The 25,668-nt window shown below is 36.8% G+C and carries 28 protein-coding genes and 1 tRNA gene; 21 read left to right on the forward strand and 8 right to left on the reverse strand.

What is annotated here, in order from left to right:
• Positions 1-17 precede the first annotated feature (17 nt).
• The 16 genes from HUE58_RS05495 (at position 18) to rpe (ending at position 15,878) form a co-directional block, all read left to right on the forward strand.
• Positions 18-2,240: a protein-disulfide reductase DsbD gene (locus HUE58_RS05495; protein WP_174605995.1), complete on the forward strand. Its 2,223-nt coding sequence runs from the start codon at positions 18-20 to the stop codon at positions 2,238-2,240.
• A 92-nt stretch (positions 2,241-2,332) separates the two neighbouring features.
• The gene (aroQ, locus tag HUE58_RS05500; protein ID WP_174606252.1) at positions 2,333-2,782 is read left to right on the forward strand and encodes a type II 3-dehydroquinate dehydratase; all 450 of its coding nucleotides are present in this window, start codon (positions 2,333-2,335) and stop codon (positions 2,780-2,782) included.
• Positions 2,783-3,229: an acetyl-CoA carboxylase biotin carboxyl carrier protein gene (gene accB / locus HUE58_RS05505; protein ID WP_174605996.1), complete on the forward strand. Its 447-nt coding sequence runs from the start codon at positions 2,783-2,785 to the stop codon at positions 3,227-3,229. It begins immediately after the preceding gene.
• Between the two features lie 5 nt (positions 3,230-3,234).
• Entirely contained in the window at positions 3,235-4,584 is a 1,350-nt protein-coding gene (accC, locus tag HUE58_RS05510; protein ID WP_174606253.1) for an acetyl-CoA carboxylase biotin carboxylase subunit, read from the forward strand.
• A 1-nt stretch (position 4,585) separates the two neighbouring features.
• On the forward strand, positions 4,586-5,608 hold the full coding sequence (gene argC / locus HUE58_RS05515; protein ID WP_174605997.1) for an N-acetyl-gamma-glutamyl-phosphate reductase: 1,023 nt from the start codon (positions 4,586-4,588) through the stop codon (positions 5,606-5,608).
• 12 nt (positions 5,609-5,620) lie between these two features.
• Positions 5,621-5,974, forward strand: coding sequence for an iron-sulfur cluster insertion protein ErpA (erpA, locus tag HUE58_RS05520; RefSeq protein ID WP_174605998.1), 354 nt, complete (start codon positions 5,621-5,623; stop codon positions 5,972-5,974).
• A 391-nt stretch (positions 5,975-6,365) separates the two neighbouring features.
• The gene (locus tag HUE58_RS05525) at positions 6,366-6,584 is read left to right on the forward strand and encodes a hypothetical protein (protein ID WP_174605999.1); all 219 of its coding nucleotides are present in this window, start codon (positions 6,366-6,368) and stop codon (positions 6,582-6,584) included.
• Between the two features lie 452 nt (positions 6,585-7,036).
• Positions 7,037-8,173: a citrate synthase gene (locus tag HUE58_RS05530; RefSeq protein ID WP_174606000.1), complete on the forward strand. Its 1,137-nt coding sequence runs from the start codon at positions 7,037-7,039 to the stop codon at positions 8,171-8,173.
• Between the two features lie 2 nt (positions 8,174-8,175).
• A complete protein-coding gene (gene ubiE / locus HUE58_RS05535; protein ID WP_174606001.1) occupies positions 8,176-8,916 on the forward strand; it encodes a bifunctional demethylmenaquinone methyltransferase/2-methoxy-6-polyprenyl-1,4-benzoquinol methylase UbiE in 741 nt (246 codons plus the stop codon).
• A 6-nt stretch (positions 8,917-8,922) separates the two neighbouring features.
• Entirely contained in the window at positions 8,923-9,462 is a 540-nt protein-coding gene (locus HUE58_RS05540; RefSeq protein ID WP_174606002.1) for a ubiquinone biosynthesis accessory factor UbiJ, read from the forward strand.
• Between the two features lie 2 nt (positions 9,463-9,464).
• Positions 9,465-11,069, forward strand: a complete 1,605-nt coding sequence (gene ubiB / locus HUE58_RS05545) for a 2-polyprenylphenol 6-hydroxylase (RefSeq protein ID WP_174606003.1) — start codon at positions 9,465-9,467, stop codon at positions 11,067-11,069.
• A gap of 149 nt (positions 11,070-11,218) precedes the next feature.
• Positions 11,219-11,896, forward strand: a complete 678-nt coding sequence (locus HUE58_RS05550) for a 50S ribosomal protein L25/general stress protein Ctc (RefSeq protein ID WP_174606004.1) — start codon at positions 11,219-11,221, stop codon at positions 11,894-11,896.
• A 16-nt stretch (positions 11,897-11,912) separates the two neighbouring features.
• Positions 11,913-12,488: an aminoacyl-tRNA hydrolase gene (gene pth, locus HUE58_RS05555; protein ID WP_174606005.1), complete on the forward strand. Its 576-nt coding sequence runs from the start codon at positions 11,913-11,915 to the stop codon at positions 12,486-12,488.
• Between the two features lie 23 nt (positions 12,489-12,511).
• Positions 12,512-13,603, forward strand: coding sequence for a redox-regulated ATPase YchF (gene ychF, locus HUE58_RS05560; protein ID WP_174606006.1), 1,092 nt, complete (start codon positions 12,512-12,514; stop codon positions 13,601-13,603).
• Between the two features lie 27 nt (positions 13,604-13,630).
• Complete coding sequence (gene gpmI, locus HUE58_RS05565) at positions 13,631-15,169, forward strand: 2,3-bisphosphoglycerate-independent phosphoglycerate mutase (protein ID WP_174606007.1); 1,539 nt, start codon at positions 13,631-13,633, stop codon at positions 15,167-15,169.
• 37 nt (positions 15,170-15,206) lie between these two features.
• Positions 15,207-15,878: a ribulose-phosphate 3-epimerase gene (rpe, locus tag HUE58_RS05570; protein ID WP_174606008.1), complete on the forward strand. Its 672-nt coding sequence runs from the start codon at positions 15,207-15,209 to the stop codon at positions 15,876-15,878.
• 112 nt (positions 15,879-15,990) lie between these two features.
• Here the strand turns inward: rpe and HUE58_RS07415 are convergent, their stop codons facing one another.
• Complete coding sequence (locus HUE58_RS07415) at positions 15,991-16,101, reverse strand: hypothetical protein (RefSeq protein ID WP_422851489.1); 111 nt, start codon at positions 16,099-16,101, stop codon at positions 15,991-15,993.
• Positions 16,102-16,483: 382 nt separating this feature from the next.
• Here HUE58_RS07415 and rpsB point away from each other — a divergent pair, with 382 nt between their 5' ends.
• From rpsB to HUE58_RS05595, 4 genes are all read left to right on the forward strand, one after another.
• Positions 16,484-17,383 carry a 30S ribosomal protein S2 gene (gene rpsB / locus HUE58_RS05580; RefSeq protein ID WP_174606010.1) on the forward strand — a complete coding sequence of 300 codons (900 nt, stop codon included), beginning with the start codon at positions 16,484-16,486 and terminating at the stop codon, positions 17,381-17,383.
• 71 nt (positions 17,384-17,454) lie between these two features.
• Entirely contained in the window at positions 17,455-18,333 is an 879-nt protein-coding gene (tsf, locus tag HUE58_RS05585) for a translation elongation factor Ts (RefSeq protein WP_174606011.1), read from the forward strand.
• Positions 18,334-18,573: 240 nt separating this feature from the next.
• Positions 18,574-18,714: a hypothetical protein gene (locus HUE58_RS05590; RefSeq protein ID WP_174606012.1), complete on the forward strand. Its 141-nt coding sequence runs from the start codon at positions 18,574-18,576 to the stop codon at positions 18,712-18,714.
• A complete protein-coding gene (locus HUE58_RS05595; protein WP_174606013.1) occupies positions 18,708-18,869 on the forward strand; it encodes a hypothetical protein in 162 nt (53 codons plus the stop codon). Before HUE58_RS05590 ends, HUE58_RS05595 begins: the two co-directional genes overlap by 7 nt.
• A 1,058-nt stretch (positions 18,870-19,927) precedes the next feature.
• On the opposite strand, the gene HUE58_RS05600 is transcribed toward HUE58_RS05595, so the two are convergent.
• The 7 genes from HUE58_RS05600 to HUE58_RS05630 all read right to left on the reverse strand — a co-directional run bounded on the left by HUE58_RS05600 (position 19,928) and on the right by HUE58_RS05630 (position 24,101).
• A complete protein-coding gene (locus HUE58_RS05600) occupies positions 19,928-20,473 on the reverse strand; it encodes a hypothetical protein (RefSeq protein WP_174606014.1) in 546 nt (181 codons plus the stop codon).
• 440 nt (positions 20,474-20,913) lie between these two features.
• The gene (locus tag HUE58_RS05605; RefSeq protein ID WP_174606015.1) at positions 20,914-21,330 is read right to left on the reverse strand and encodes a hypothetical protein; all 417 of its coding nucleotides are present in this window, start codon (positions 21,328-21,330) and stop codon (positions 20,914-20,916) included.
• A gap of 27 nt (positions 21,331-21,357) precedes the next feature.
• Positions 21,358-21,594, reverse strand: coding sequence for a hypothetical protein (locus HUE58_RS05610; RefSeq protein ID WP_174606016.1), 237 nt, complete (start codon positions 21,592-21,594; stop codon positions 21,358-21,360).
• 696 nt (positions 21,595-22,290) lie between these two features.
• Positions 22,291-22,376, reverse strand: a tRNA-Leu gene (locus HUE58_RS05615).
• 26 nt (positions 22,377-22,402) lie between these two features.
• Positions 22,403-22,762, reverse strand: coding sequence for a preprotein translocase subunit SecG (gene secG, locus HUE58_RS05620; RefSeq protein ID WP_174606017.1), 360 nt, complete (start codon positions 22,760-22,762; stop codon positions 22,403-22,405).
• A 2-nt stretch (positions 22,763-22,764) separates the two neighbouring features.
• Entirely contained in the window at positions 22,765-23,511 is a 747-nt protein-coding gene (gene tpiA, locus HUE58_RS05625) for a triose-phosphate isomerase (protein ID WP_174606018.1), read from the reverse strand.
• A 71-nt stretch (positions 23,512-23,582) separates the two neighbouring features.
• Positions 23,583-24,101 carry a YqhA family protein gene (locus HUE58_RS05630; RefSeq protein ID WP_174606019.1) on the reverse strand — a complete coding sequence of 173 codons (519 nt, stop codon included), beginning with the start codon at positions 24,099-24,101 and terminating at the stop codon, positions 23,583-23,585.
• A gap of 65 nt (positions 24,102-24,166) precedes the next feature.
• Between HUE58_RS05630 and dnaA the strand changes: the two genes are divergently transcribed.
• Positions 24,167-25,468: a chromosomal replication initiator protein DnaA gene (dnaA, locus tag HUE58_RS05635; RefSeq protein ID WP_174606020.1), complete on the forward strand. Its 1,302-nt coding sequence runs from the start codon at positions 24,167-24,169 to the stop codon at positions 25,466-25,468.
• The last annotated feature ends 200 nt before the right edge of the window (positions 25,469-25,668 follow it).

The raw sequence follows: 25,668 nt of genomic DNA on the forward strand, positions 1-25,668 counted from the left end.
ACATTGAGAAAAGAGACATGAAACATTTATTATTACCCTTATTTTTATTATTATCCACATTTTCATTAGCAGAAGATGATTTGTTGCCAGTAGATGAGGCATTTACCTTTAAAGCCAGCGTGGTTAATAACGAAATACTGCTTAATTGGGACATTGCTAAAGGTTACTATCTTTATAAAGAGAAGATTAAGATTTCTGCTGATTTTTTAGCCCAGCTAGGCAATGCTAAGTTCCCAACAGCAAAGATTAGAAATGATGAATTTTTTGGCAAAATTGGAGTTTATCGTGATAATACCCTGGTGGTGGTTCCTGTGCTTAAAGGCGATGCCAAATCTATTTTATTAACTGTTAGCTATCAGGGTTGTGCCGATTTGGGTGTTTGCTACCCGCCCATTACTAAATCGGTTGCGCTTAACATCGGTTCAATGCGCTCGACATCTTTAGCTGATAATGCATTTAATCTATTTTTACGAACCACTAACAAAGCACGGTCAAGTCTTGAAAAAAACATCTCAATTCCTGATGAGCCTCTATCTGAAGACGATGCCTTTAAATTTTCAGTGGTGGCAATTGATGCCAATATGCTATTAGCAAGATGGGCTATTCATCAAGAATATTATTTATACCATGATAAATTTTTCTTTGATATCAAAGGGGCAAAATTTGGCGATATTGTCTTTCCAAAAGGTAAAATTAAAGACGATGAGTTTTTTGGAAAAATTGAGGTTCACAAAGGCGTATTAGAAGTTAAGATTCCGCTTACTAATGTCAGCACTCAACCAATTACTTTTATCGTTAAATATCAAGGCTGTTGGGAGGGTGGTGTTTGCTATCCGCCACAAAAAAAAACTAAAGATATTGTGTTGCTTTCTCAAACAGGTGGCTCTAATATCAATACCACACCTGAAAAAGCCAAAGCACCCAATGTCGCGCAAGTTGAATTAAACAAAACCGACCAAATTACTGCGTTACTTCAACAAGACAGTATATTATTAGTATTGGCAAGTTTCTTTGGTTTTGGCTTATTGCTGTCATTAACCCCTTGCGTGTTTCCAATGATTCCAATTCTGTCAGGCATTATTGTGGGTCAAAAAGGCGAAATTAGCACTAGAAGTGCGCTGATTATGTCCATTGTATTTGTATTATCCATGAGCATAACTTATTCAATTGCGGGCGTATTGGCAGGCTATTTTGGTGAAAATTTACAAGTGCTATTCCAAATCCCTTGGATACTGGCTATTTTCAGTTTGATTTTTATCGCCTTGGCATTTTCTATGTTTGATTATTATGAAATCCAACTACCTGCCAGTTTACAAGGAAAAATTACAAAAATAAGCAATGACCAAGAAGGTGGGCACTTAATTGGTGTGGCTGTTATGGGATTTTTATCAGCACTCATTGTAGGGCCTTGTGTTACACCACCGCTAGCAGGCGCATTGATTTATATTGGACAAACTGGCGATGCATTATTAGGTGGATTATCACTGTTTGTAATGAGCTTAGGCATGGGCGCACCACTTGTTGCGATTGGCGCAGGCATAAGCAAACTACCTAAAGCAGGTGGCTGGATGGATAATGTTAAATACGTCTTTGGTATTTTAATGCTAGCCGTAGCAATTTATCTACTTGATAGAATTATCTCACCCCTTACGTCACTTATATTATGGGCAATGCTCATGACTATATCACCGATTGCGATGGGCGCATTGAATACACAAACAAATACTTCAACAAGCCCTTGGCAACGTATTTTTAAAGCTTTAGGGCTAATTATATTGGGCTATGGCATCTTGATCTGGATGTTGGTGGCACGTGGTGGTGGCAATATGTTACAGCCACTATCGGACTGGGGTGCATCAAGTGTGGCAACTGAATCAGTTCATATAAAACTTGAACGCATCAAATCGGTGGGTGAACTAGATCAAATCCTAGCAAAAGCAGAGAGTAGCAAGCAAATTGTTATGCTAAATTTTTATGCTGATTGGTGCATCTCTTGTAAAGAGCTTGAACGCTTTGTGTTTTCTAATGCCAATGTAGTTAACGAAATGACCAATGTTACCGCACTACAAGCTGATGTGACTGAAAATAATGCCAATGATAAAACACTGATGAAACGATTTGGCCTTGTTGGCCCGCCTGCTATTTTATTTTTCAACAATGGTATTGAAAACCGTTCACAAAGAATTATTGGCGAGATTAACGCACAAGACTTTCTCAGCCACCTCAACAAAACCAAATAAAATAAGCGAAAATACCGATAAAACCAACTATCGTACACGATATTGGTGGTAAAATCAGTTCTATTTAGGTTTTGGTTTTGCTTGTTAACAAAATGGATGTTCTATTATTAAACGGTCCTAACCTTAATCTGCTTGGTACTCGAGAGCCTGATTATTACGGCGCACAAACACTAGATGAGATTACCAGTAATCTTGCAAAAATAGCAAACGATGCTGGACTTACACTTGAATACCATCAAAACAATTCAGAAGCAAGATTGATTGAACACATTCACAACGCTACAAATAACGACGTTCAATATATCATTATCAACCCTGCAGCTTTCACACACACATCAGTCGCTTTGCGTGATGCCCTGCTCGCTGTGGATATTGAGTTCACTGAAGTTCATTTGTCTAATGTGTATAAGCGTGAAGATTTCCGTAAACAATCTTATTTCTCAGACATTGCACAAGGCGTCATTTCAGGCTTTGGTGTCCAAGGCTACGAATTTGCACTACAAGCCGCAATTCAACATATTCAACAATTAAAGAGGTCATGAATGGACATTCGTAAAGTAAAAAAATTAATGGAATTGCTAGAACAATCTGGCATGAGTGAAATTGAAATTGTTGAGGATAAAGAATCCGTACGTATTTCGCGCTATGGCAACGCCCCAATAGCAGCACCAGTGGCAATAGCAGCCTCTGTAGTAGCACCAACAGAGGCTGCTACAATGGCAACACCATCTGAAGATAGTGCACTAACAGTAGATGATCATCCGATTACTTCTCCTATGGTTGGTACTTTTTATGGCGCAGCATCACCCACTTCTGATGCTTTTGTTAAAATCGGTCAACACGTCAAGCAAGGCGATACAATTTGTATTGTTGAGGCCATGAAAATCATGAACCAAATTGAGGCAGACCAATCTGGAACAGTCACTGAAATCTTATGTACAGATGGCGATGCAGTTGAATTTAGTCAAACACTAGTCGTCATTCAATGACGCCAATGAATAAAATCCGCAAAGTTCTCATTGCTAATCGTGGTGAAATTGCGCTTAGAATTTTAAGAGCTTGTAAGGAGCTAGGTATCAAAACCGTTGCTGTGTATTCAACAGCGGACAGAGACCTTAAGCATGTACGTTTGTCTGACGAGGCTGTGTGCATTGGTCCGCACCCATCAAAAGATAGTTATTTAAACACTCCCGCACTGATTGCTGCTGCAGAAATTACTCATACTGATGCCATTCATCCTGGCTATGGTTTTTTATCTGAAAATGCAGATTTTGCACAGCGCGTTGAAGAAAGTGGTTTTATTTTTATCGGTCCACATGCAGATAATATTCGTATCATGGGTGACAAAGTTGCCGCCATTAAAGCTATGAAAAAATTCAGCGTGCCTTGTGTACCTGGATCAAATGGTGGTTTGACTGAAGACGCTGCTCAAAACACCAAACTTGCTCGTGATATTGGCTTTCCAATTATCATCAAAGCCTCTGGCGGTGGCGGTGGTCGTGGCATGCGTGTAGTTGAAAAAGAAACCGATCTACTTAATTCAATAGAGTTGACTAAAACAGAAGCACTTAACTTTTTTGGCAATGGCGAAGTATATATGGAGAAATTTCTAATCACGCCTAGACATGTTGAAATTCAAATATTAGCTGACGAACATGGCAATGCTGTGCACTTAAGCGAACGTGACTGTTCGATGCAAAGACGTCATCAAAAAGTGGTAGAAGAAGCGCCAGCACCTGGCATCACACCAGAATTACGCCAAAAAATCGGCAGTGCTTGTACGGATGCTTGTAAAGCCATTAACTATCACGGTGCTGGAACGTTTGAATTTTTATTTGAAAATGATGAGTTCTATTTCATTGAAATGAATACTCGCATCCAGGTGGAACACCCTGTCACCGAAATGATTACTGGTATTGATATTGTGCGTGAACAAATACGCATTGCTGATGGTCAAACACTTTCATTCACACAGAATGATGTGAAAATCAAAGGCCATGCGATTGAGTGTCGTATTAATGCTGAAGATCCTAATAATTTTATGCCCTCACCAGGAAAAATCACCCAATATCATGTCGCTGGCGGTTTAGGCGTGCGTGTCGATTCACATATATATAACGGCTATACCGTGCCACCCCATTACGATTCTATGATTGGTAAATTGATTACTTTTGCTGATACTCGACTAGGCGCCATTATCAAAATGCAAAATGCACTTGATGAAATGGTGATTGATGGTATTAAAACCAATATCTCTTTGCAAAGAAGAATCATGGATGACAAAATCTTCCAAAAAGGCGGTATGAATATCCACTATCTCGAAAAAATGTTAGGGGTTCACTAGTATGATTAAAGTAGGCATTATTGGCGCTACTGGATACACAGGTCTGGAGCTTATACGTCTTTTACAAAATCACCCAAGTGCAAAAATTATTGCCCTATGTTCAAGGGCAAATGTTGGTAAAGCTGTTGTTGAAGAATTTCCCAGCCTAATAGGCTATGTTGATTCTAACTTTATTGCACCAGATGATAAAACATTATTTAAGTGCAACGTCATTTTCTTTGCCACACCACACGGCGTAGCTATGAACAGCGTTGGCCAATTCCTAGACAGAGGTATCAAAATAATTGACTTAGGTGCTGATTTTCGTATTAAAGACAGCTCCGAATGGAGCAAATGGTACGGCATGGCACACACACAGAATGCTTTATTAGAAAATGCCGTTTATGGCCTGCCTGAAGTTTACAGCTCACAAATCAAAAATGCCACCTTGGTTGCCAATCCTGGATGCTACCCAACTGCAATCACGCTAGCACTTAAGCCTTTGCTTGAAGCAAATGTCATTGACACAAAAAGCATTATTGCTGATTGCAAATCAGGAGTTAGTGGCGCAGGCAGAGGTGCGAATATTGCCACACTTTTTTGCGAAGTGAACGACTCCTTAAAGCCTTATAATGTTAATCAACACCGTCACAAGCCTGAAACGCAACAAGTGTTAACAGACATCGCAGGCACAGGTGTGGACTTTATCTTTACTCCACACCTGATACCTATGACTCGGGGCATGCTTGCTAGTGTTTACGTTGATTTAACAAAGAATATTAATGCACAAGAATTGTTTGAAAATCACTACCAAGACAACAAATTTGTTCATATATTGCCAACTGGCATTTATCCACAAACCAAATCAGTTAAAGGCACGAGTAATTGCCATATTGGCATTCAAAAATCAAGCAACAAACTTATTATTATGGCAGTTATTGACAATGTAGGTAAAGGCGCCTCAGGGCAAGCCATACAAAACATGAATCTCATGTTTGGGCTTGGTGAAGGCTTAGGATTGGAACAAATTGGCTTATTGCCATAGGGGGAAAGTAATATGGAAACAGAACAAGTTTTAGAAAAAGCAGACATTATTTTTAGCGACAATGCGGCTAAAAAAGTATCAACTCTCATTGAAGAAGAAGAAAATGATAACTTGCATTTGCGTGTTTATATTACAGGAGGTGGTTGTTCTGGCTTTTCCTATGGTTTTACTTTTGACGAAACCTACAAAGAGGGTGATTCAAGCATTGAAAACAGTGGCGTACAATTAGTCGTTGACCCTATGAGTTATCAATACTTAATTGGTGCAACCGTTGATTATTTAGAAGACTTACAGGGCGCACGTTTTATTATCCACAACCCAAATGCCAAAACCACTTGTGGTTGTGGCTCGTCTTTTTCAGTCTAAAAAAAATACTTTATTTAAAAAACTAACGGGTATTTTTGGACACAATCAAAACATTAATCATTTTGATATTTTAGTGGGTTATTTTCGCTCATCGGGGTATTTTTTTTAGACTCTGCTCTTTATTGGGGGATGTTGCTAATATTCGTATCTTAGTTGGGATAGATGTTGATTAACACAAAAAAGTCATTCTCTAGGGTTGATTTATCAAGAAGGTAAAGAAAGTTGAACAATCGTGGCAAGAAAAGTTTACTGCCGAATAACCAGTCCCAAATGATTACGATATGATAATTGTAGATGAAGCACATAAATTTCGTAATAACACAGCTCGGGCATACAATCAATTGCAACAGATTTGTAAAACTAAAACCTCTGCTAATAAAGTTAAAAAGTAATGCTCATTTCTGCCACACCGCTTAATAACTGTCCTGATGCTTTATACAACCAGATTTTATTATTTAAAGATGGCAATAATTCAACCCTTGATTTTCCCCTTAGCCAGTTTTTTCACCAAGGCAAAAGAAAGAATATAAAGAAATATTACAACTCTCCAATAATAAAAAAGCCAAAGAGCAAACAGCAAAACTTTATGAAAAAATTAGAGAAAATGTAATAACCCCACTAATAGTTAGGAGGACACGCACTGATTTGATAAACAGCGAGCGCATAAAAAAGATAAGATAGAGCTATTACATACGCGTTATCGTGCATTGCATTATCTAAAACCAGAATTAAAACAAAAATACATTCGAGTAGAAAATCGTTATTTTTACCGAAAGCACCGATACGATGGAATATCTATCAGACAAAATAGTTGATACCGATTATCAGGATAAAACTTTAGTGGTTAATGCAAATAATCGCAATCAATTAAAACAACAAATAAGCTAAAATTTTAATGCTAACATGGCATTGAATAACAAAAGAAAACGATTACCAAATTATCCTGAATTTGGTGTGCCGTTAGTACAACTGAGATAAAACATATTATCAATCCTATCGGCTATATATGGAGCTGTATTCAGGGTAAAATTTTCGATTTACAATAATAATATTTTATAGATTATGATTGAATATATCCCAGGCTTGGCAGGTGTTCCTGCAACAGAATCTTCTATCTCTTCTATTGATGGAAAAAATGGTATTTTGGCTTATCGTGGCTACTCAATTGAAGATTTGGTTAAACATGCCTCTTTTGAAGAAGTGTCTATGCTACTTCGAGATGGAGAATTACCAGACAAAAACAAACTAGATAACTTTAAATATGTTTTACACAAGCGTTATGAGGTAAAGCGCAATATCCGTTCTATGATGTGGTCTTTGCCTACCAATGGACATTCGATGGATGTTTTACAAACTACCATTGCCGCTATGGCAACATTTTATCCTGATGCGGGCGCACAAAACCCGGACTCTGTTTATACACAAAGTGCGTTGACTAAAATTATTTCTAACATGAGTACTCTGGTGGCAATGTGGGCGCGCATTAGTGCTGGTTATGATCCCATTCCGCCCAGTAGGGGGATGTCCTACGCTAAAAACTTTTTATATATGTCATTTGGAGAAGAGCCTGATGATGATATTGTCAAGCTTTTTGATGCTTGCTTAATTTTGCATGCAGAACATACCATTAATGCCTCAACTTTTTCTGCCATGGTAACCGCTTCTACGCTTGCCAATCCATTTGCTTCAATTTCGGCTGCAGTTGGCACTTTGGCAGGTTCTTTACATGGTGGTGCAAATGAAGACGTTCTTAAAATGTTGGATGAAATTGGAGATGCCAAAAATACTCGTGCTTATATTAAAAACCGCCTAGAAAACAAACAAGTCATTTGGGGTATGGGGCATAGAGAATATAGCGTTAAAGACCCTCGTGCAAGTATTTTACAGGCCATGATTGAGGCCTATGTTAAAAAATCTAACACGCGCCTTTCTAAACGTTTTGAAACTGCACTAGAGGTAGAAAGAATTTGTGAAGAGTTGCTATCAAGCAAAGGCGTTTATCCAAATGTAGATTTTTACTCAGGTATTTTATATGCTGAAATTTTCAAAATTCCGCAAACACACTTTACGCCTATTTTTGCTATGGCTCGTTCTGCTGGTTGGACAGCCCATTGGCACGAACAAGTTGGGCACAACCGTATTTTCAGACCCACACAAATCTACACAGGGGCTAATTTTAGAGATTATCCTAAAAAATAATCATGGAAAATACCACACATTTTGGATTTAAACAGATTGCTACCAACGACAAACAAAGTTTGGTTAGAGATGTTTTTAACTCTGTCGCAAGTAAATACAACTTAATGAACGATGTCTTGTCCTTTGGTGCGCACCGCCTTTGGAAGCATTACACGATTGCTTCAAGTAATGTTAAGATTGGCGACAAAGTACTAGACATTGCTGGTGGTACAGGCGATTTAGCCATTGAATTTAGGAAAAAAGTAGGTGACAATGGGCAAGTCATACTAAGCGATATTAACGCTGCCATGCTGAATGAAGGTCGTAAAAACTTAACCAATAAAGGTATTTTTAGTGTTGAATTTGTGCAACTCAACGCACAGAGCCTACCCTTTGATAGCAATACATTTGACTGCGTGAACATTTCCTTTGGCCTTAGAAACGTGACTGACAAAGACCAAGCACTCAAAGAAATGTATCGTATTTTGAAGCCTGATGGTTGTTTGTTGATTTTAGAATTTTCAACAACTGATTCTGTATTTTTAAAAAAAATCTACGATTTTTATTCATTTAATATTATGCCAAAACTCGGTGGTATTATTGCTGATAATGAGGCCTCGTATCAATACTTAGCTGAATCAATCCGAAAACACCCAAACCAAGAAACCCTTAAAGACATGGTACTGGATGCTGGCTTTGACTTTTGCGAATATCATAATTTATCAGGTGGCATTGTTGCCTTGCATAAAGGCATCAAAGTATAAAACCCGATGCAGTCCTTTGCAATTTTTTGGCATAAACAAGCCGTTATTCTTGAGCGGGCATTAAACTACTTAATCATTAACAGCAGAGTTGACATTGATGCACTTAATGGCAAAACAATTGGTCTTTCTTTGCAAGATTTACCATTGGACGTGCACTTTGTATGCGCCAATAATCGAATATTTGTTTTCTCTGCCACTGACAAGCCCACAGACGTTGATATTAAGCTCAAATCTATGGTATTTATATCCTTACTCCAAGGCGAAGGCCCAACTGAACTGTTTAGACAAAATAAAATTAATATTCATGGTGATGTTAAAACCGCTCAATTATTGCTTGATTTACTAAAAGAGGTTGATATTGACCTTGAAGAAATGGTATCAAAACACACAGGCGATATAATTGCCAACCAGCTTGGGAAACTAACAAAAAAATTCAACCGTACCGGCACACAATCAAACAACCCGTTTGAGATAATTAAAGATGGGTTGTCCACCTTGTTAATCAATCCAATTAAATCTAAACGCTACAAACATAAAAACAGTTAGCCATGCACAACCTTCTAAGATTTATTAAAATTTCTCGTGTTTTAATGCGCTATCGTCTTGATTCTTTGGTGCTATCAACACCACTACTGAAAAGCTTCAGGCCTTTGGTGTATCCCATTCCTTGGCATTACTTTCCCATTAAAAAATACACACGAGGCCAGCGTATTCGCTTAGCACTAGAAGAGCTAGGACCCATATTTATCAAATTTGGGCAAACACTTTCCACTAGGCGTGATTTACTACCAGAGGATATTGGCGATGAATTAGCAAAATTGCAAGACAACTGTCCCGCTTTTGACCCAATAAAGGCCAAACAAATTATTGAACAATCGCTAGGCGCGTCTACTGAAAATTTATTTAAACGCTTTGATATTAAGCCTCTAGCCTCAGCCTCAATTGCCCAAGTACACACCGCACTAACAAATGATGATAATGAAGTGGTGGTTAAGGTTGTCAGGCCTGATATCGATAAAACCATCGGGCATGATATTAAACTAATGTACACCCTAGCAAGGCTATTTAATAAACATCCGATTAGTAAAAAACTACGCCCTATAGAAATTGTAGCAGAGTTCGAAGGCATTATTTTGAATGAACTAGACATGCGCATTGAAGCCAAAAACTGTTTAAGAATTGGCAAAAATTTTAAAAATTCTAATTTGCTTTACATTCCAAAAGTTTACCCAAGCTTGTGCCATAAGAACATTCTAACCACTGAACGCATTCATGGTATTCCAGTAGGTGACATTAAACAACTAAAAGCCAACCATATTGACATGAAACGATTGGCAGAAGAAGGTGTGATTATTTTCTTCACTCAGGTTTTTAAGCATAATTTTTTCCATGCTGATATGCACCCTGGTAATATTTTTGTCAGTACTAATGGACAATATATGGGGGTTGATTTTGGCATCATGGGCACGCTTACTGAAGCTGACAAAGACTTTTTAGCGGATATTTTTCTGGCTTTTTTTAACCAAGATTATAAAAAAGTAGCGCAAACTTATATTGACTCTGGCTGGATAAGCCCAACAACAGACATATCTGCCTTTGAAGCTGCCGTTAAAAGAATTTGTGGGCCAATGTTTGAAAAACCTCTGGTTGAAATCTCTTTTGGTCAGGTATTGCTTGAACTTATTCAAGAGGCTAAAAATTTTGACATCACCATTCAGCCACAACTGTTATTGTTAGACAAAACCTTATTAAATATTGAAGGACTTGGCAGGCAGTTGTATCCACAGCTCAATTTATGGACAACTGCAAAACCATTTTTAGAAGATTTAATTAAAAAGAAATACAGTATGAAAAATACCTTTGAAAAAATAAAAGATCAAGCACCACAACTCCTAAAAGACATTCCAGAGTTGCCCGTCTTAACCATTAATGCGCTCAAGCAATTAAACAAAATAAGAGACATAGGGCGTCTTCATGCTCAGCAAACCGATAGTATTGTTAACCAACTCAAAGACAATGCAAACAAGCAAACTTATGCTATTTTTTCTGGCGCTTTGGCTATTCTTAGTGGCATTTTAGCGGTTAATGAATTTTGGCTACCAAGTTTTCTTAGTAGTATTATTGCTTTGATATTTTGGTTCAAATCTAGATAGGTAGTTTTCCTAATTTCAACATAGAAAATTTGTTGTTTTACTTTTGATTAGGTTTCCGGGTAAAATGACCCTCTTGATGTATTTGATCGCAAAATATATCTTTTGTGTGGCGTTCATTGCGGTGTTTTTTTATTTTTTGGAGTATCAATATGAGTTTAACAATTAACGCTTTAACAAGAGGTGATCAAGGTAAAGGTGTGAGCCGTCGCCTACGTCGCAATCATAAAATCCCTGCCATTGTTTATGGCACTGACAAAGCCCCTAGCAATATCACCCTAGATATTTTTGAAATTACTCACCTATTAGAAAACGAGGAGTCTTATACTTCAGTGCTTGATCTAATGGTTGATAAAAAAAAAGAGGCTGTGATTATTAAAGATTTACAACGCCATCCTGCTAAAAACATCGTCACTCATGTTGACTTTCTACGTATTAACTTAAAACAAGCTATTGTCACTAGCATCCCTCTACACTTTAATAACGAGGAAGATAACGAAGCAATACGTCTAGGTGCAGTTCTTAATCAATTTGTTACTTCAGTTGAGGTTTCTTGTTTACCAACAGACTTGCCTCATGCTATTGATGTAGACATCAGCAACCTTGCAATGGGCGAACATATTAGTTTGACAGGTCTTAACATACCAAAAGGCGTGGTTATTACCGCACTAACACATGGCGATATTGAAGCATACGATCAAAGCGTTGTTGCCGTTCAAGAGCCTAAAAAAATGGCCGAAATTGAAGAAGAAGCCTCTGTTGTTGCTGAAGATACTGACGATGAAAATACCGAAAACAGTGATACTGATAAAGACAAACTAGATTCATAATTTAAACTGAACTAATATGACGATAAAACTGATTGTGGGCCTAGGCAACCCGGGCAAAGACTATCAGTCTCATCGTCATAACGTAGGGGTTTGGTTTTGTGAGGCGTTAGCGCATCTGTACACTGGTAATTTTAAAAAAGAAGCGAAGTTTTTAGGCGAAGTTGCCCAGATTAATATATCTGACCAGAACATTCGATTGCTCAAGCCCACTACATTTATGAATTGCTCAGGACAATCTATTCAAAGCATTGCTAATTTTTATCAAATTAATACCAATGAAATATTGGTTGCGCATGATGAACTAGGCATCAGCCCTGGTATTGCAAAAATTAAATCTGATGGCGGGCATGGCGGGCATAATGGCTTAAGAGACACTATTAAAGCCCTGGGCACTAAAGTATTTCACCGACTGAGAATTGGCATAGGCCATCCCGGTGATAAATCACAGGTAGCTAACTTTGTACTACATGCACCCAGTAAGAGCGAATTAGAAAAAATACAAAGTGCTTTGAGTGATTCATTGCAAGTCATTGAAGATATGATTAAAGGCAACTTTGATAAGGCCATGAAAACCTTACATACAAAAGAATAAACAATTTAGAAGGATGATAAAAAATGGGATTTAAATGCGGCATAGTTGGTCTGCCAAATGTTGGAAAGTCCACCTTATTTAATGCATTAACTCAAGCTGGCATTGAATCTGCCAACTACCCTTTTTGTACGATTGAGCCAAATGTTGGTATTGTGCCTATTAGTGACTCGCGCTTAGACAAACTGGCAAAAATTGTTAGTCCTCAAAAAGTCCTACCCACCACAATGGAATTTGTTGATATTGCTGGATTGGTCGAAGGTGCTTCAAAAGGCGAAGGGCTAGGCAATCAATTTTTAACCAGTATCCGTGAAACAGACGCCATTATCCACGTCGTTCGTGCCTTTGATGATGATGATATTATTCACGTATCAGGAAAGGTTTCACCGCTTGATGATGTTGAGATTATTAACACCGAGCTTATTTTGGCTGATCTGAATGTGGTTGAAAAACTGTATCAAAAAGCCCTGAAAAACACCAAATCGGGTCAAAAAGATGGCATCTCCTTTAAAAACCTATTGGAAAAAATCTTACCTATGCTTGAGCAGGGAAAAAGTGTCCGCACACTCCCATTTAATGAGGAAGAATTAAAACTACTAAAAGGCTTTCAGCTACTTACCATTAAACCTGTCTTATACGTTGCCAATATAAGCGAAGATAGCTTTGTTGATAACTCTTATTTGGAAATAATAGAAAAATTCGCCCACATCGAAAGTTCGCAAACTGTCGCTATTTGCGCTGAAATTGAGGCTGAAATTGCCGAATTAGACAAAGATGAAAAACAAGAATTCCTGTCTGAAATGGGGCAAAACAAATCAGGGCTGGACAGATTAATTAAAGCAGGATACCAATTATTAGGACTGCAAACGTATTTTACCGCCGGGGTACAAGAAGTACGCGCATGGACAATTAACACTGGTGACAACGCTCCGCAAGCCGCTGGAAAAATTCACGGCGATTTTGAAAAAGGCTTTATTCGCGCACAAACCATCGCATTTTCTGATTTTATTAAGTTTGGTGGTGAAAAAGGTGCAAAAAAGGCTGGAAAATTGCGCTTAGAAGGCAAAGAATATATCGTTCAAGATGGTGATGTGATACACTTTCTGTTTAATGTATAACTGCTCTAATGATTAATATAAATTTTTATGAACTCTAAAAAACAAACAAAACTACTATTAATTCTAGATGGATGGGGGCATTCTGAAATAACTCAAAACAATGCCATTGCACTAGCAAATACACCGGTTTGGGATAAATTTAACCAAACATTCTCACATTCCTTAATCCATACCAGTGGTAAGGATGTTGGTTTGCCTGGCAAGCAAATGGGCAATTCAGAAGTGGGACACCTTAATCTAGGCGCAGGACGCATTGTTAAACAAGACTTTACTCGCATTTATAACGAGCTTCAAAATGGCGATTTCTTTAGAAACCCAATCTTAAAAAACTCATTAGAATACGCAAATGATAATAACAAAGCGGTTCATATTATGGGACTTTTATCTGATGGTGGTGTACATTCACACGAAGAACAAATTCACGCCATGTTGGAAATGACTCACAAACAAGGCTGCAAAAACGTCTATTTACATTTATTTACCGACGGCAGAGATTGTGCACAAAAAAGTGCTGAAAAATACATTCAAAAACTTGAAGACAAAATAGCTACCCTTGGTACGGGGGAAATTGTTAGCGTTATTGGCCGATACTTTTCAATGGATCGAGACAATCGCTGGTCGCGCATACGTTGTGCTTATGAACTTATCGCTAAAGGAAAAGCAAAGTTTTTAGCCCAATCCGCCCTACATGCTGTTGAATTGGCATACGCGCGTAGTGAAACCGATGAATTCATCCAATCAACCTTGATTAAGGCACCAACCTCGATTAAAAAAGGCGACGTGTTAATTTTTATGAATTATCGTGCAGATCGTGCTAGACAAATTACGCGCGCCTTCACTGATGAAGACCTTCAAGGGTTTTCACGTGGAACATTCGTCCCAACACAATTTGTCTGCCTGGCTGAATACAAAAAAGATTTTAACCTACCGGTGGCTTATCCATCTTCTAAACTGAATAACGTTCTAGGTAAATATTTATCAAATTTAGGCATGACCCAACTTAGAATTGCCGAAACTGAAAAATATGCACACGTCACTTTTTTCCTCAATGGTGGCGTCGAGCAAGCTTTTAATGGCGAGGACCGCATATTAATTCCTTCGCCTAATGTTGCCACTTATGACTTACAGCCTGAAATGAGTGCTTTTGAACTCACTGATGCACTGGTTGAAAGTATTGAAAGTCAAAAATATGATTTAATTATTTGCAATTTTGCCAACACTGATATGGTGGGTCATTCTGGCAAATTAGATGCCACCATTAAAGCTGTTGAAACCGTTGATAGTTGTCTAGGTATTATTCATAAAGCTATGTTTGCCATTGGTGGCGAAATACTAATCACCGCTGATCATGGCAATGCAGAACAAATGGTTAACCCAGAAACACACGAGGTGCATACAGCACACACCAACAACCCAGTGCCTTTAATTTTTGTTAGTGAGCGTAAAGCAGACATTGCCAAGCCAGAAAAAGGTGCATTATCAGACATTGCACCAACCTTATTAGCAATGATGAATATTGAGAAACCAGATGAAATGACTGGCAATAGTTTATTAACATTTAAGTAAAATAACAACAAGATTAATCTCACACAAGGAGAACCCCATGAAACAAACTAATTTTATTGCCCCTTCGATTCTTGCGGCGGACTTTACCAGACTAGGCGAAGAAGTTGACAATGTACTTAGAGATGGCGCAGATATCGTCCACTTTGACGTCATGGACAATCACTACGTGCCAAATTTAACAATTGGCCCTTTGGTGTGTGAAGCGCTCAGAAATCATGGCGTTAGTGCACCAATTGATGTCCACTTAATGGTGAAACCCGTTGATAGAATTATTCCTGATTTCATTAGAGCTGGCGCATCATATATCACTTTTCATCCAGAAACATCAGAGCACATTGACAGAACATTAGATCTGATTCAAGAAGGGGGGTGCAAAGTTGGCTTAGTATTTAACCCCGCAACACCACTACACGTACTAGAAAACGTCATGAACAAATTAGACATGATTTTACTAATGTCGGTTAACCCTGGTTTTGGCGGGCAATCTTTCATTCCTCATACATTGGAAAAATGTCAAAAAGTTAGAAAACTGATTGATGCAAGCGGTAGGAAGATTCGTTTAGAGATTGATGGTGGTATAAAAATTGACAACATTCGTGAAGTAGCTAAAGCTGGTGCAGATACATTTGTTGCTGGTTCTGCAATCTTCAGTACTGATGATTACAAGGCAACTATTGATGCTATGCGCATAGAATTAGCAAAAGCCTAACTAAATAATCTAGGTCTAATAACGTCGTTTAAGGCCTGCCCTATTAACGATATTGGCAACAATTTCTTTAATAGACATTTGGCTAGTATCAACAAAGACAATCTGATTAGTGTCAAATATATCTTGTACGTAACGAACTTTTTTTGCATTGAGATAATGCCATGTAGTGACTATTACTCTTACGTTCACTACGGATTTTATGTAAATGCGTAAAGTTAATCATTAACCCAAACAATTTGTGCTTGTGCGCCTGTAAAGATTTAGGCAAGAACACTCTCGAGTGTATAAATCTTGCTCAATTAGTGGATAACAACGGCAATTAACAAAATGTCACTATTTGGTTTTAAAAGGTAAATCAGCCTATTTTAGAGATAGGAAATATCATCGTGTGCAATCTAACCCTTAGGTATAATTTCTGCTTTTATGATTTTTGCAAAAATCAAATTATTGAATTGCACTTTTCTTGAAATGGTAAGTTCAGTTCTTATTAATGTATCACACAGCTCGACATATTAGTCAGGGTGCTCTTGCAAAAGAGTTGGCTGGTAGAAGTTGTGGAAGAAGGTGTCAATAGGCACTTTATTTAACTCCTTGGAGAAAATATAATGGCAAAAACGTCAATGAAAAAAATGCTAGAAGCTGGTGTACATTTTGGTCACCGTTCTCGTTTCTGGCACCCAAAAATGGAGCGCTTTATTTACGGCACTCGTAACGGTGTTCATATTATCAACCTAGAAAAAACACTACCCCTGTTTAATGATGTGCTTAATTTTGCAAGCAAAATCACAGCAGCAGGTGGATCCATTTTATTTGTAGGTACAAAAAGAGCAGCGAGCGATATCATCAAACAAGAAGCCATACGTTGTGGCATGCCATACGTTAACCACCGCTGGTTAGGCGGCATGATGACAAACTATAAAACTATTAAAGCCTCTATTAAACGCTTAAAAGACCTTGAGTTTTTAGCTGAAGAGAATTTTAATCAATTTGGCAAAAAAGAAGCGTTAATGATGACGCGTGAAATGGAAAAGCTAGAGCGTAGTCTTGGTGGTATTAAAAATTTAGGCGGCATTCCAGATGTTGTCTTTGTGATTGATATTGGTGTTGAAAAAAATGCAGTTTCAGAAGCTAAAAAACTACACTTACCCATTATTGGTATTGTAGACACCAATCACAACCCTGAAGATATTGATTATGTTATCCCTGGCAATGATGACTCCATTAGAGCAATTGGTTATTACGCAAGAGAAATTGCAAATGCTATTTTAGAAGCCAAAGCTGCTATTGGCACATCAATTGAGAAGAAAGTTTCGGTCAAAAAATCAGAAACTAAAAAACCGGCCGCCAAAAAAGCGCCTATTAAGGAAGATAACAAGCCTGAAACGCTAAATAAAACAGCCCTTAATGTAATGAAAAAATCTGGCCTAGTTGCTTATGCTGAAACACAAGGCGTGGCTATTAACAGTGCTGACACTAAGGAAAAAATTATCGAAAAGCTTGCATAGTTCAACGCATTGATTAATACATCTTTGCTGCTTACAAGTGGTAAAGATACAACACAAACAGGAGATTAATTATGACAATTACAGCCTCTTTAGTTAAAGAACTAAGAGAAAGAACAGGTGCAGGCATGATGGACTGCAAAAAGGCTTTAACTGAAACTAATGGCGACATGGAAGCAGCTATTGACTTAATGCGTACCTCGGGCGCTGCTAAAGCTGCTAAAAAAGCAGGTCGTGTTGCAGCTGAAGGTTTGATTAAAATTAACATTAGCACTGACAAGAAAACAGTCACCATTTTAGAAGTTAATTCTGAAACTGATTTTATTACCAAGGGCGATGCTTTTATTGGTTTTGTTGATATGCTTGGTGCACTAGCACTTAAAACAACACCTGCTAATATCGAAGAATTCTTATCTCAAACGCTAGACAATGGCGACTCACTAGAAAAAGCGCGTGAGGACATCATTGCAAAAGTAGGTGAAAATATTGCAATCAGGCGCGTACAAACAATCACAACTGATAGTGGCTTCATTGGTGCATACAAACATGGCGATCGTATTGCTGTAGTAACAGTACTAGAAGGTGGTGATGAAGCGCTAGCAAAAGACATTGCAATGCACATTGCCGCCACCAAACCAGAATGTATTACTGAAGCAGAACTATCGACAGACCTTTTAGAAAGGGAAAAAGTAATCTTTGCGAAACAGGCCAAAGAATCAGGAAAACCAAGCAATATCATTGAAAAAATGATTGTTGGTCGTATGAAAAAATTTGTGAATGAAATAACGCTATATGGTCAATCTTTTGTTAAAGACCCTGGTACCACAGTAGGCAAGCTTGCACAATCAAACAATGCACAAGTTAAGTCTTTTGTACGATTTAAAGTTGGCGAAGGCATTGGAAAGGAAGAAGAAAACTTTGCCGATGAAGTTATGGCACAAATTCAAGGCTAATACTGATTAAAAAGCGTTTATTCGCCTTGCCGCCCAAGACATAGCCTCTACTCATGTCTTGATTCATTACGCACAAATACACAAATAACACCAAAGACAAGGGGCCCCCCGCCCAGTTTTTCTGCTCAAATATTTCTAAAAACCGCCTATTCCTCCTAAAGAATAACCTTTTATCTGTTTGTTTCAAACAATTAAACAAGGCACAATTAGGCTATCATTTTCCAAATAAAGGAGAATGAAATGAAGAAGATAATACCTATATTATTGCTCGGTTCAACACTATCCTATGCTGCCAATATTGAAGTAACCATTAACAATATCAAGCCTGTCATAAATCGATTATCAATTGCGCTTGACACTGTGAAGGAATACCTATGGTAAAAACGACAAATCAAATAGCATTTTTAGTGCTAGAAAAAAAAGTATCGGCCTTGAATTATAAGATTATCCTTAATGGCATTGAACCTAGCACTTATCCCCTTTTTATTATATTTCACAATGAAGATAATAATACGCTAGGTACTAATTTTTTTTAGTGCACCAAATGAAGGCAATCAACCAGTACTTTAGCATTAAGCAGTTTGGTATTTTCACATCTGTCATTTGCCGAACAAGATAAGTGGATAACAGCATTCAATCAAAACCTTAAAATTAAACCATGGCTTATAGGCTGGCAAAGGCACAAATACAGTAATTCTGCAAACTACTGATATTCAAATTGAAGGAAAAATACTTCAGGCATTGAAGTGTGGGCTATTTTTATCGCAATGGGCTCACACTAAATATATGGTAAGCACTATCATCATTGATTTGATAACATGGTGCAGAAATTTCACATCAATAATAGAAAAATATCTCACTGAGGAAAAATGATAGACACCACCAAGTGTTTGCTAGAAAAACATAAGCAAAAGATAACAATGTCCACTTTTAGTACACACCTGTCTGACAGAATTTCCAGTGTAGATCAAATCAACCCTGGAAATATTAGTTTGATGTCATTTAATAAACAATTATTTGCGCTATGGTAGGATGATAGTGCTTATAAAATTAAGCAAAAAACTTTAGATACAATTCGGCGCCATTAAGGCCTGATTACCAGCCACCAAGAGATTTCAATTTGGAGAGTATTATCGTAAAGATATTAATACTTTAAAATAAACTAGTATTTACACCCAAGATAAAGCATATTTAATCAATACCAGCGTTAAACTATTGATTAACCAATTAGACCCAAATTACTTTTGGACTATTTCATCATGACACTATTATAAACTTAGAATTTGTTGGCAAAATACTAAAAAACAAACAGGATAAATTAATGCTTCATTTAGATGATGACACCACATTATCAGTAAATCTTAACCATTAACTTATTTAAAAAATATAGCAATGTAGCCTTGCCTTACTCCGCCTAGAAGGCTTTTTTTTGCTAAATTAGGCCCTATATTATTTTATACCTACCGTTTATCAAACAAGTCATACGAAAATATTCAGTACTATTATTTTTCAAACATAAATAAAAACCACCCAAAAGGGTGGTTTTTATTTAACCTTAAACTGCTAGATTAACCCAGCAGTCAATTGAGAAGCTTTACTTAGCAATCACTTGATCACGACTGTCAACTATTGCATTAGCTTTAGCATCTGCATAACCTTTAGCATAAGCGTTAGCTTGTGCTTTAGCGAATGCATCGGCTTGACCTTTGGCATAAGCGTTAGCAACGCCTTTAGCATTAGCATCGGCAGTGCCTACATATTTACCATCAGCAGTTGCGTTAGAAACGTTCTTAGTTTTATTTTTGTTGTTGTAATGGAAACCCCAGTCAGAATCGTTGTTCATGTCGTTGTTATTTGAAAAAGGACCCCAGTTGTTAGCGCCGTTAAATGGACCCATGTTTGAACCACCGTTAAATGGACCCCAGTTAGAACCGCTATTCATTGGACCCCAGTTAGAACCGCCATTCATTGGACCAAAGTTAGAACCACCGTCAAAAGGACCCCAGTTGGAACCACCATTACCAGTACCCCAGCCATTATTATTATTACCATAGCCGTTGTTGTTTGAACCATTGTTAAAGAAACCAGCTGATGCTGATGTGGCAGCTACTAAAGTAGCAATCGCAATTATTTTTTTCATATTAATCTCCAAATTAAAAAGTATTAACGCTCTTGTTATTAAGCGGATTTTAAGTATCAGACTTTATAGTCTTGATAGGGGCATTATACGATAAATATATTAGAAGTCAATGATATTCTAATATATATTTTATAAAGTGTCTAGAAAAGCCGATGCAACACAGAATTAACAGAATAAATTAGCGTCATTATATTAAAAAATCACTCTGCTTTTAGCAAAACATATGCTAAACACAGAGTCTTTGCCAAGTATTAGTGCCTTTGATGATATTTTTGTAATAATTAAATCATCAAACAATTGCCACATATTGAACTTTATTTTTCATATTTATTGTTAAAAACATTGCCAGTTTAATCAATAAATATGACAGAGTGAAAAATAATTCTCACTTAACTTCACGCAACTATTTCTAATAATTAGAAATATATATTGTCTCAATCTTATTGAGTATTAATAACCCTTAAGGTAGAAACTGCTGCAGGAGACAACGTACGGCCTTGCTTGTTATGAGTTACGCCCCTTACCCCAAAAAAATTTCTCCGGTATTGTCCAACATCGTTATCAATAGTAAAATTAGGTCTCAATGCTTTGTTTTCTTTCAAGGTAGAAGAAAAATCAGTTTTTATTAGCCAATTACTAGGCTTAACCCTATTCTGAGCTCGAGGTTTTGTGTCATTTAGCCAAACGCTTGGATTTTTTGCAGTATTGTAATAATTCATAACGCTTGAAGGAACTCTCCAATAAGGATTATTTATCTGGTTGTTGTAATTTGATGCCCAATTATTACCATTCCAAAACGCCAAGGATACATTGGGTGTTATTAATAGAAAAAATAATAACCAGTTAACTTTTTTCATAAAAATATCCAGCAATCAATCATCATCCTAAAAAAAGCTTACTTTAGCAAAGATTCTATCATTGTTCTTAATATCTTCGAATACTGGCAAATATCCACCCATATAATCAATCACACCACCACTGATTGAGGTTTGATCATCAATAGCATAATCAAGCGACATTCTTGACAAGCCGCCTTCTAAATACGGCTTGTCAATATAAGTACCTGAAAAATATAGGCCTAAATCATAACCTTCAAAAACGCCCGTAAGACTTAATACCACGTCCAAACCGCCACTAGCCTTGTTAACAAGGCTTATCTACACTTATTTTAAAATCAGAGCCATAGGTGGGGTAGTTTTTCTAAAACGATTTTCATGCAAAACAATCATGGATAAATTCAATTTATCAAAATAATAATTCAGTTTACTCATCAATCTACCAAGTCTGGTATGCAATTATCCAAAGGATTGAGAAGGTCTGTTATGCAAATAAAATCTGACTTTCCCCAAATAATAATTTGTCTGCCAATTTTAAATCAAATTTATGCTTAATACTACCTCAAGGGTTAATTCATTTAAATTCAATTCGTGCTTATAGCCCCTTTGGGCACAGTAGTGTATTTGCTCAAATTAACGCCATAAACAAAATCATGATAGGCTTAAAGATTGCCTTGACTTTATTACTATTACACTAACACCATCGTCTCTGGCATCAATTTTTTCCATAATGTTCTAGCCTTATCGTCAGAAAATTCTGATTAATATATATAATCAGGCAGTGCAATAAACGCTGTTAATATAGTTTTTTTCACTATAAATCTCCTTTATTATGGATGATGAGTTTCATAATCGCAGGCACTAAGAAAAAATCAGCCAATAGCGCAACAAAAATCGCACTGGCAGGCTGTACACCAAAATTAAAAAGTCTTCGCTTTTTATATTACACCCTATTCAGATTTTAAATAAGATTATCAAAAGTGGTGCCGATGGCCGGAGTCGAACCGGCACAAGCGTAGCTTACCACCCCCTCAAGGTAGCGCGTCTACCAATTCCGCCACATCGGCATATAAGGTTGGAATTTGAAATATTACTAGTTTGGAATATCACTAATATCTGACCCAGTTGAAATGGGCATAACAACCATAGGCACGTCAGATGGAACTGTCTCACCTGTTACTTGTTCCATAATACTTGTTGGTTCGCTATTAACATCACTGTCATTGGTTGCTAAATAAGCCAATGTCAAACTGGTTAAAAAGAAGCCAAAAGCCAAACTAGCAGTTAACTTGTAAAGAAATGAATTTGCACCTCGTGCACCAAAAACTGACCCAGAAGCACCTGCACCAAAAGCAGCACCTGCATCAGCACCCTTGCCATGTTGCATTAAAATTAAAGCAATTAAACCTAGTGCCAATAATATATGAACAATTAAAATAACTTGAAACGACATTATTAACCCGCTTTACAAATTTGTAAGAAATCTTGTGCTTTAAGTGAAGCGCCACCAATTAGACCGCCATCAATATCTTTACAATTAAGTAATTCAGCTGCGTTACTAAGGTTCATACTACCACCATAAAGAATCGGGGTGGTTTGTGCAATATCAGCGTCGTGTTCAGCTAACATTGAGCGAATAAAAACATGTGTGTCCTGTGCTTGCTGTGGCGTTGCGGTAACACCTGTGCCAATTGCCCAAACAGGCTCATAAGCCACAATAATATTTTTAAACGCGTCAATACCAACCTGATCAATCACTGCTTGAATTTGTTTTGAAACGATCACTTGCGTATTGCCAGATTCTCTGTCTTCTAACAATTCACCGATACAAAAAAGTGGGGTTAAATTATTATCCAGTGCAACTTGTACTTTTTGTGCAACAATCTCATCGGTTTCACCATAAAGACTTCTGCGCTCTGAATGACCGACAATAACATACTGTACACCAAAATCTTTAATCATATCGGCACTGATTTCGCCCGTAAAAGCGCCTGATGCGTTGATATTTAAGTTCTGCGCGCCTAAATTAAGTTGTGAATGTACAATCAATGCCTCAACCTGTGACATATAAGGTGAAGGCACACAAACGATGACCTTAGATTTAACATCTGCCATACCTGAAAGAATACCCATAACCAATGTATCCGCCTCTTCTTTTGAGGTATTCATTTTCCAGTTGCCCGCTATGATTACTTGACGCATAATAATTATCTTTTTTTAAAAAAGAGGTAATGTTACGCTATTTGATTGTAAAAATCAATCCTGTTAGAGTCTTAGTGTGAAGATTTCGAGCTAAAATATAAGGCCAAAGAGACCATTAAAATACCCAAAGAAAAATACATTAAATCTAATGCTGAATTAAATAACATTGACAAAGACACCTCAAAAAAAGTCACCACTAAAATCATAAGTATTACTTTAGCAAGTTTAGATTTCAAATCATCCAGTGAATTAATCACCAAAACTTTAGACGACTGGCCGCTTTTTTTAGCCTCATCAATGTCACTAATAAAAAGCTCGTACAAGCCCAATGAGAAAATTAACAAAATAGTTGCTAACAAAAATCCATCAATTGAACCTACTGTATGCGCAACCAATTCAATCCTTAACACCTTTCTAACTTCTGTTGTGGCTGAAATATAATCAAAAGCGTGCATCAATAAAGCAGCCACATCAACTGCAGTGATAACAAATAGTAATAACGACAACAATAACGACGAAATAACAGCCGCAAAAACCATGTGGCGAGAACTCCACAATAATTTTTCAAAATACTTTTCTAAACCACTCATTGATTAACTCCACGTGCATAATATAATATTTTAGTATATCATTACTTAATTTTAATTTAGCTTTTATGTCGCAAATCTGGTCAGAATGTTTAAACACTCTTAGAGACAGTATCCCTCTTTCTCAATATAGTGTATGGATACAGCCCTTAAAAGCATTTGAAAATAACAATACTTTATCTTTATTAGCACCTAATTTTCAAGTGCTTAACTATATCAATAAGAACCTGAAAGCACAAATCAAAAATGCAGTTGCACAACACAACAAAAATCTAAAAATTTTTATCAGTATCGCAACCAATCAAAATTCACAAAACACCCAACAACACACCACGCCTTTATTTGAAGACTACACATTTGATAATTTAGTACTGGGCAATGCCAACCAAATGGCCTATGGCGCAACCAAACAAATTGCTGAAAATATAAAAACCTCGCCCTACAATCCTTTTATTATTTATGGTGGTTCAGGCCTTGGAAAGACGCACTTAATGCAAGCTTCTGGACACTTAGCAAAAGAAAAAAATCCAAATATTAAAATAATCTATGTACCTTTAATGGACTTTGTTAGGAACATTACCTCCAGCCTGAGACACAACACCATTGAGAATATTAAAACTTTTTATCAATCTGCTGATTTATTATTGGTCGATGATGTCCATTTAATTGCAGGCAAAGAAAAATCTCAAGAAGAATTTTTTCATATTTTTAATTTTCTATTCAGTGGTAAAAAGCAAATTATTTTTACCTGTGACCAACCACCTAAAAACATCAAATCGCTAGAAAATCGCTTAAAAACCCGATTTTCCCAAGGTTTAAACCTACATCTAACCCCGCCAGAATTAGAAATGCGCGCTGCTATTTTGCTTAAAAAAGCACAAAATAAAAGAATTAACATCAACTTAACAGAAGATACTGCTTTGTTTATTGCTGGTCATATTTCTTCTAATGTTAGAGACCTTGAAGGTGCACTTCTTAAACTTAAAGCCTTTATTGATTTTTCAAAAATCAATCATGATTTTATCTCTAAAGAAATTATTGAAACAGCTTTAGGTGATTTAATCAAACCCCAAGTTAAAAACATCGACATTAACGATATACAAAAAGAAGTGGCTAAACATTACGCTTTAACTATCTCTGATTTAAGCTCAAAATCCCGTAAACAACACATGGTACTTGCCAGACAAATGGCAATATTTATTTGCCATGAATTGAGCTCTTTATCACTGAGCAAAATTGGAAAACATTTTGGAAATCGAGATCATTCCACTGTTTTACATGCGATTAAAAAAATCAAAAAAAAACACCTAGAGAGTATTGAAATAAAGAATGATTACGAATTAATAAAATTAAAATTAGCTAACTTATAAACATACCCACACCTAACTTATCCAACCAGGTGTTAACAACATTAACAACCTAAACACTTTATAAAATTTATACACATATCCATATTTTTTTACATAAAATACTTAAATGTTATCAACAGACTAAAACTTTATTTTTTAAAGAAAAATAACCATTATTAACATAAGATAACCATACTAATAATAATAATAACTTTTTGATA

It is taken from the genome of Candidatus Ruthia endofausta (assembly GCF_013342985.1).
Classification (GTDB): Bacteria; Pseudomonadota; Gammaproteobacteria; order PS1; family Pseudothioglobaceae; genus Ruthia; species Ruthia endofausta.

Coding starts and splice junctions, on each gene's coding strand:
- rpsB (WP_174606010.1), top strand. CDS start 16,484: ATGGCAAAAACGTCAATGAAAAAAATGCTAGAAGCTGGTGTACATTTT.
- erpA (WP_174605998.1), top strand. CDS start 5,621: ATGGAAACAGAACAAGTTTTAGAAAAAGCAGACATTATTTTTAGCGAC.
- aroQ (WP_174606252.1), top strand. CDS start 2,333: ATGGATGTTCTATTATTAAACGGTCCTAACCTTAATCTGCTTGGTACT.
- HUE58_RS05495 (WP_174605995.1), top strand. CDS start 18: ATGAAACATTTATTATTACCCTTATTTTTATTATTATCCACATTTTCA.
- accB (WP_174605996.1), top strand. CDS start 2,783: ATGGACATTCGTAAAGTAAAAAAATTAATGGAATTGCTAGAACAATCT.
- gpmI (WP_174606007.1), top strand. CDS start 13,631: ATGAACTCTAAAAAACAAACAAAACTACTATTAATTCTAGATGGATGG.
- accC (WP_174606253.1), top strand. CDS start 3,235: ATGAATAAAATCCGCAAAGTTCTCATTGCTAATCGTGGTGAAATTGCG.
- HUE58_RS05595 (WP_174606013.1), top strand. CDS start 18,708: ATGGTAAAAACGACAAATCAAATAGCATTTTTAGTGCTAGAAAAAAAA.
- HUE58_RS05530 (WP_174606000.1), top strand. CDS start 7,037: ATGATTGAATATATCCCAGGCTTGGCAGGTGTTCCTGCAACAGAATCT.
- pth (WP_174606005.1), top strand. CDS start 11,913: ATGACGATAAAACTGATTGTGGGCCTAGGCAACCCGGGCAAAGACTAT.
- HUE58_RS07415 (WP_422851489.1), bottom strand. CDS start 16,101: ATGATTAACTTTACGCATTTACATAAAATCCGTAGTGAACGTAAGAGT.
- HUE58_RS05605 (WP_174606015.1), bottom strand. CDS start 21,330: ATGAAAAAAGTTAACTGGTTATTATTTTTTCTATTAATAACACCCAAT.
- HUE58_RS05540 (WP_174606002.1), top strand. CDS start 8,923: ATGCAGTCCTTTGCAATTTTTTGGCATAAACAAGCCGTTATTCTTGAG.
- ubiE (WP_174606001.1), top strand. CDS start 8,176: ATGGAAAATACCACACATTTTGGATTTAAACAGATTGCTACCAACGAC.
- tsf (WP_174606011.1), top strand. CDS start 17,455: ATGACAATTACAGCCTCTTTAGTTAAAGAACTAAGAGAAAGAACAGGT.
- rpe (WP_174606008.1), top strand. CDS start 15,207: ATGAAACAAACTAATTTTATTGCCCCTTCGATTCTTGCGGCGGACTTT.
- HUE58_RS05630 (WP_174606019.1), bottom strand. CDS start 24,101: ATGAGTGGTTTAGAAAAGTATTTTGAAAAATTATTGTGGAGTTCTCGC.
- tpiA (WP_174606018.1), bottom strand. CDS start 23,511: ATGCGTCAAGTAATCATAGCGGGCAACTGGAAAATGAATACCTCAAAA.
- HUE58_RS05600 (WP_174606014.1), bottom strand. CDS start 20,473: ATGAAAAAAATAATTGCGATTGCTACTTTAGTAGCTGCCACATCAGCA.
- HUE58_RS05550 (WP_174606004.1), top strand. CDS start 11,219: ATGAGTTTAACAATTAACGCTTTAACAAGAGGTGATCAAGGTAAAGGT.
- argC (WP_174605997.1), top strand. CDS start 4,586: ATGATTAAAGTAGGCATTATTGGCGCTACTGGATACACAGGTCTGGAG.
- secG (WP_174606017.1), bottom strand. CDS start 22,762: ATGTCGTTTCAAGTTATTTTAATTGTTCATATATTATTGGCACTAGGT.
- HUE58_RS05590 (WP_174606012.1), top strand. CDS start 18,574: ATGAAGAAGATAATACCTATATTATTGCTCGGTTCAACACTATCCTAT.
- ychF (WP_174606006.1), top strand. CDS start 12,512: ATGGGATTTAAATGCGGCATAGTTGGTCTGCCAAATGTTGGAAAGTCC.
- dnaA (WP_174606020.1), top strand. CDS start 24,167: ATGTCGCAAATCTGGTCAGAATGTTTAAACACTCTTAGAGACAGTATC.
- HUE58_RS05525 (WP_174605999.1), top strand. CDS start 6,366: ATGCTCATTTCTGCCACACCGCTTAATAACTGTCCTGATGCTTTATAC.
- ubiB (WP_174606003.1), top strand. CDS start 9,465: ATGCACAACCTTCTAAGATTTATTAAAATTTCTCGTGTTTTAATGCGC.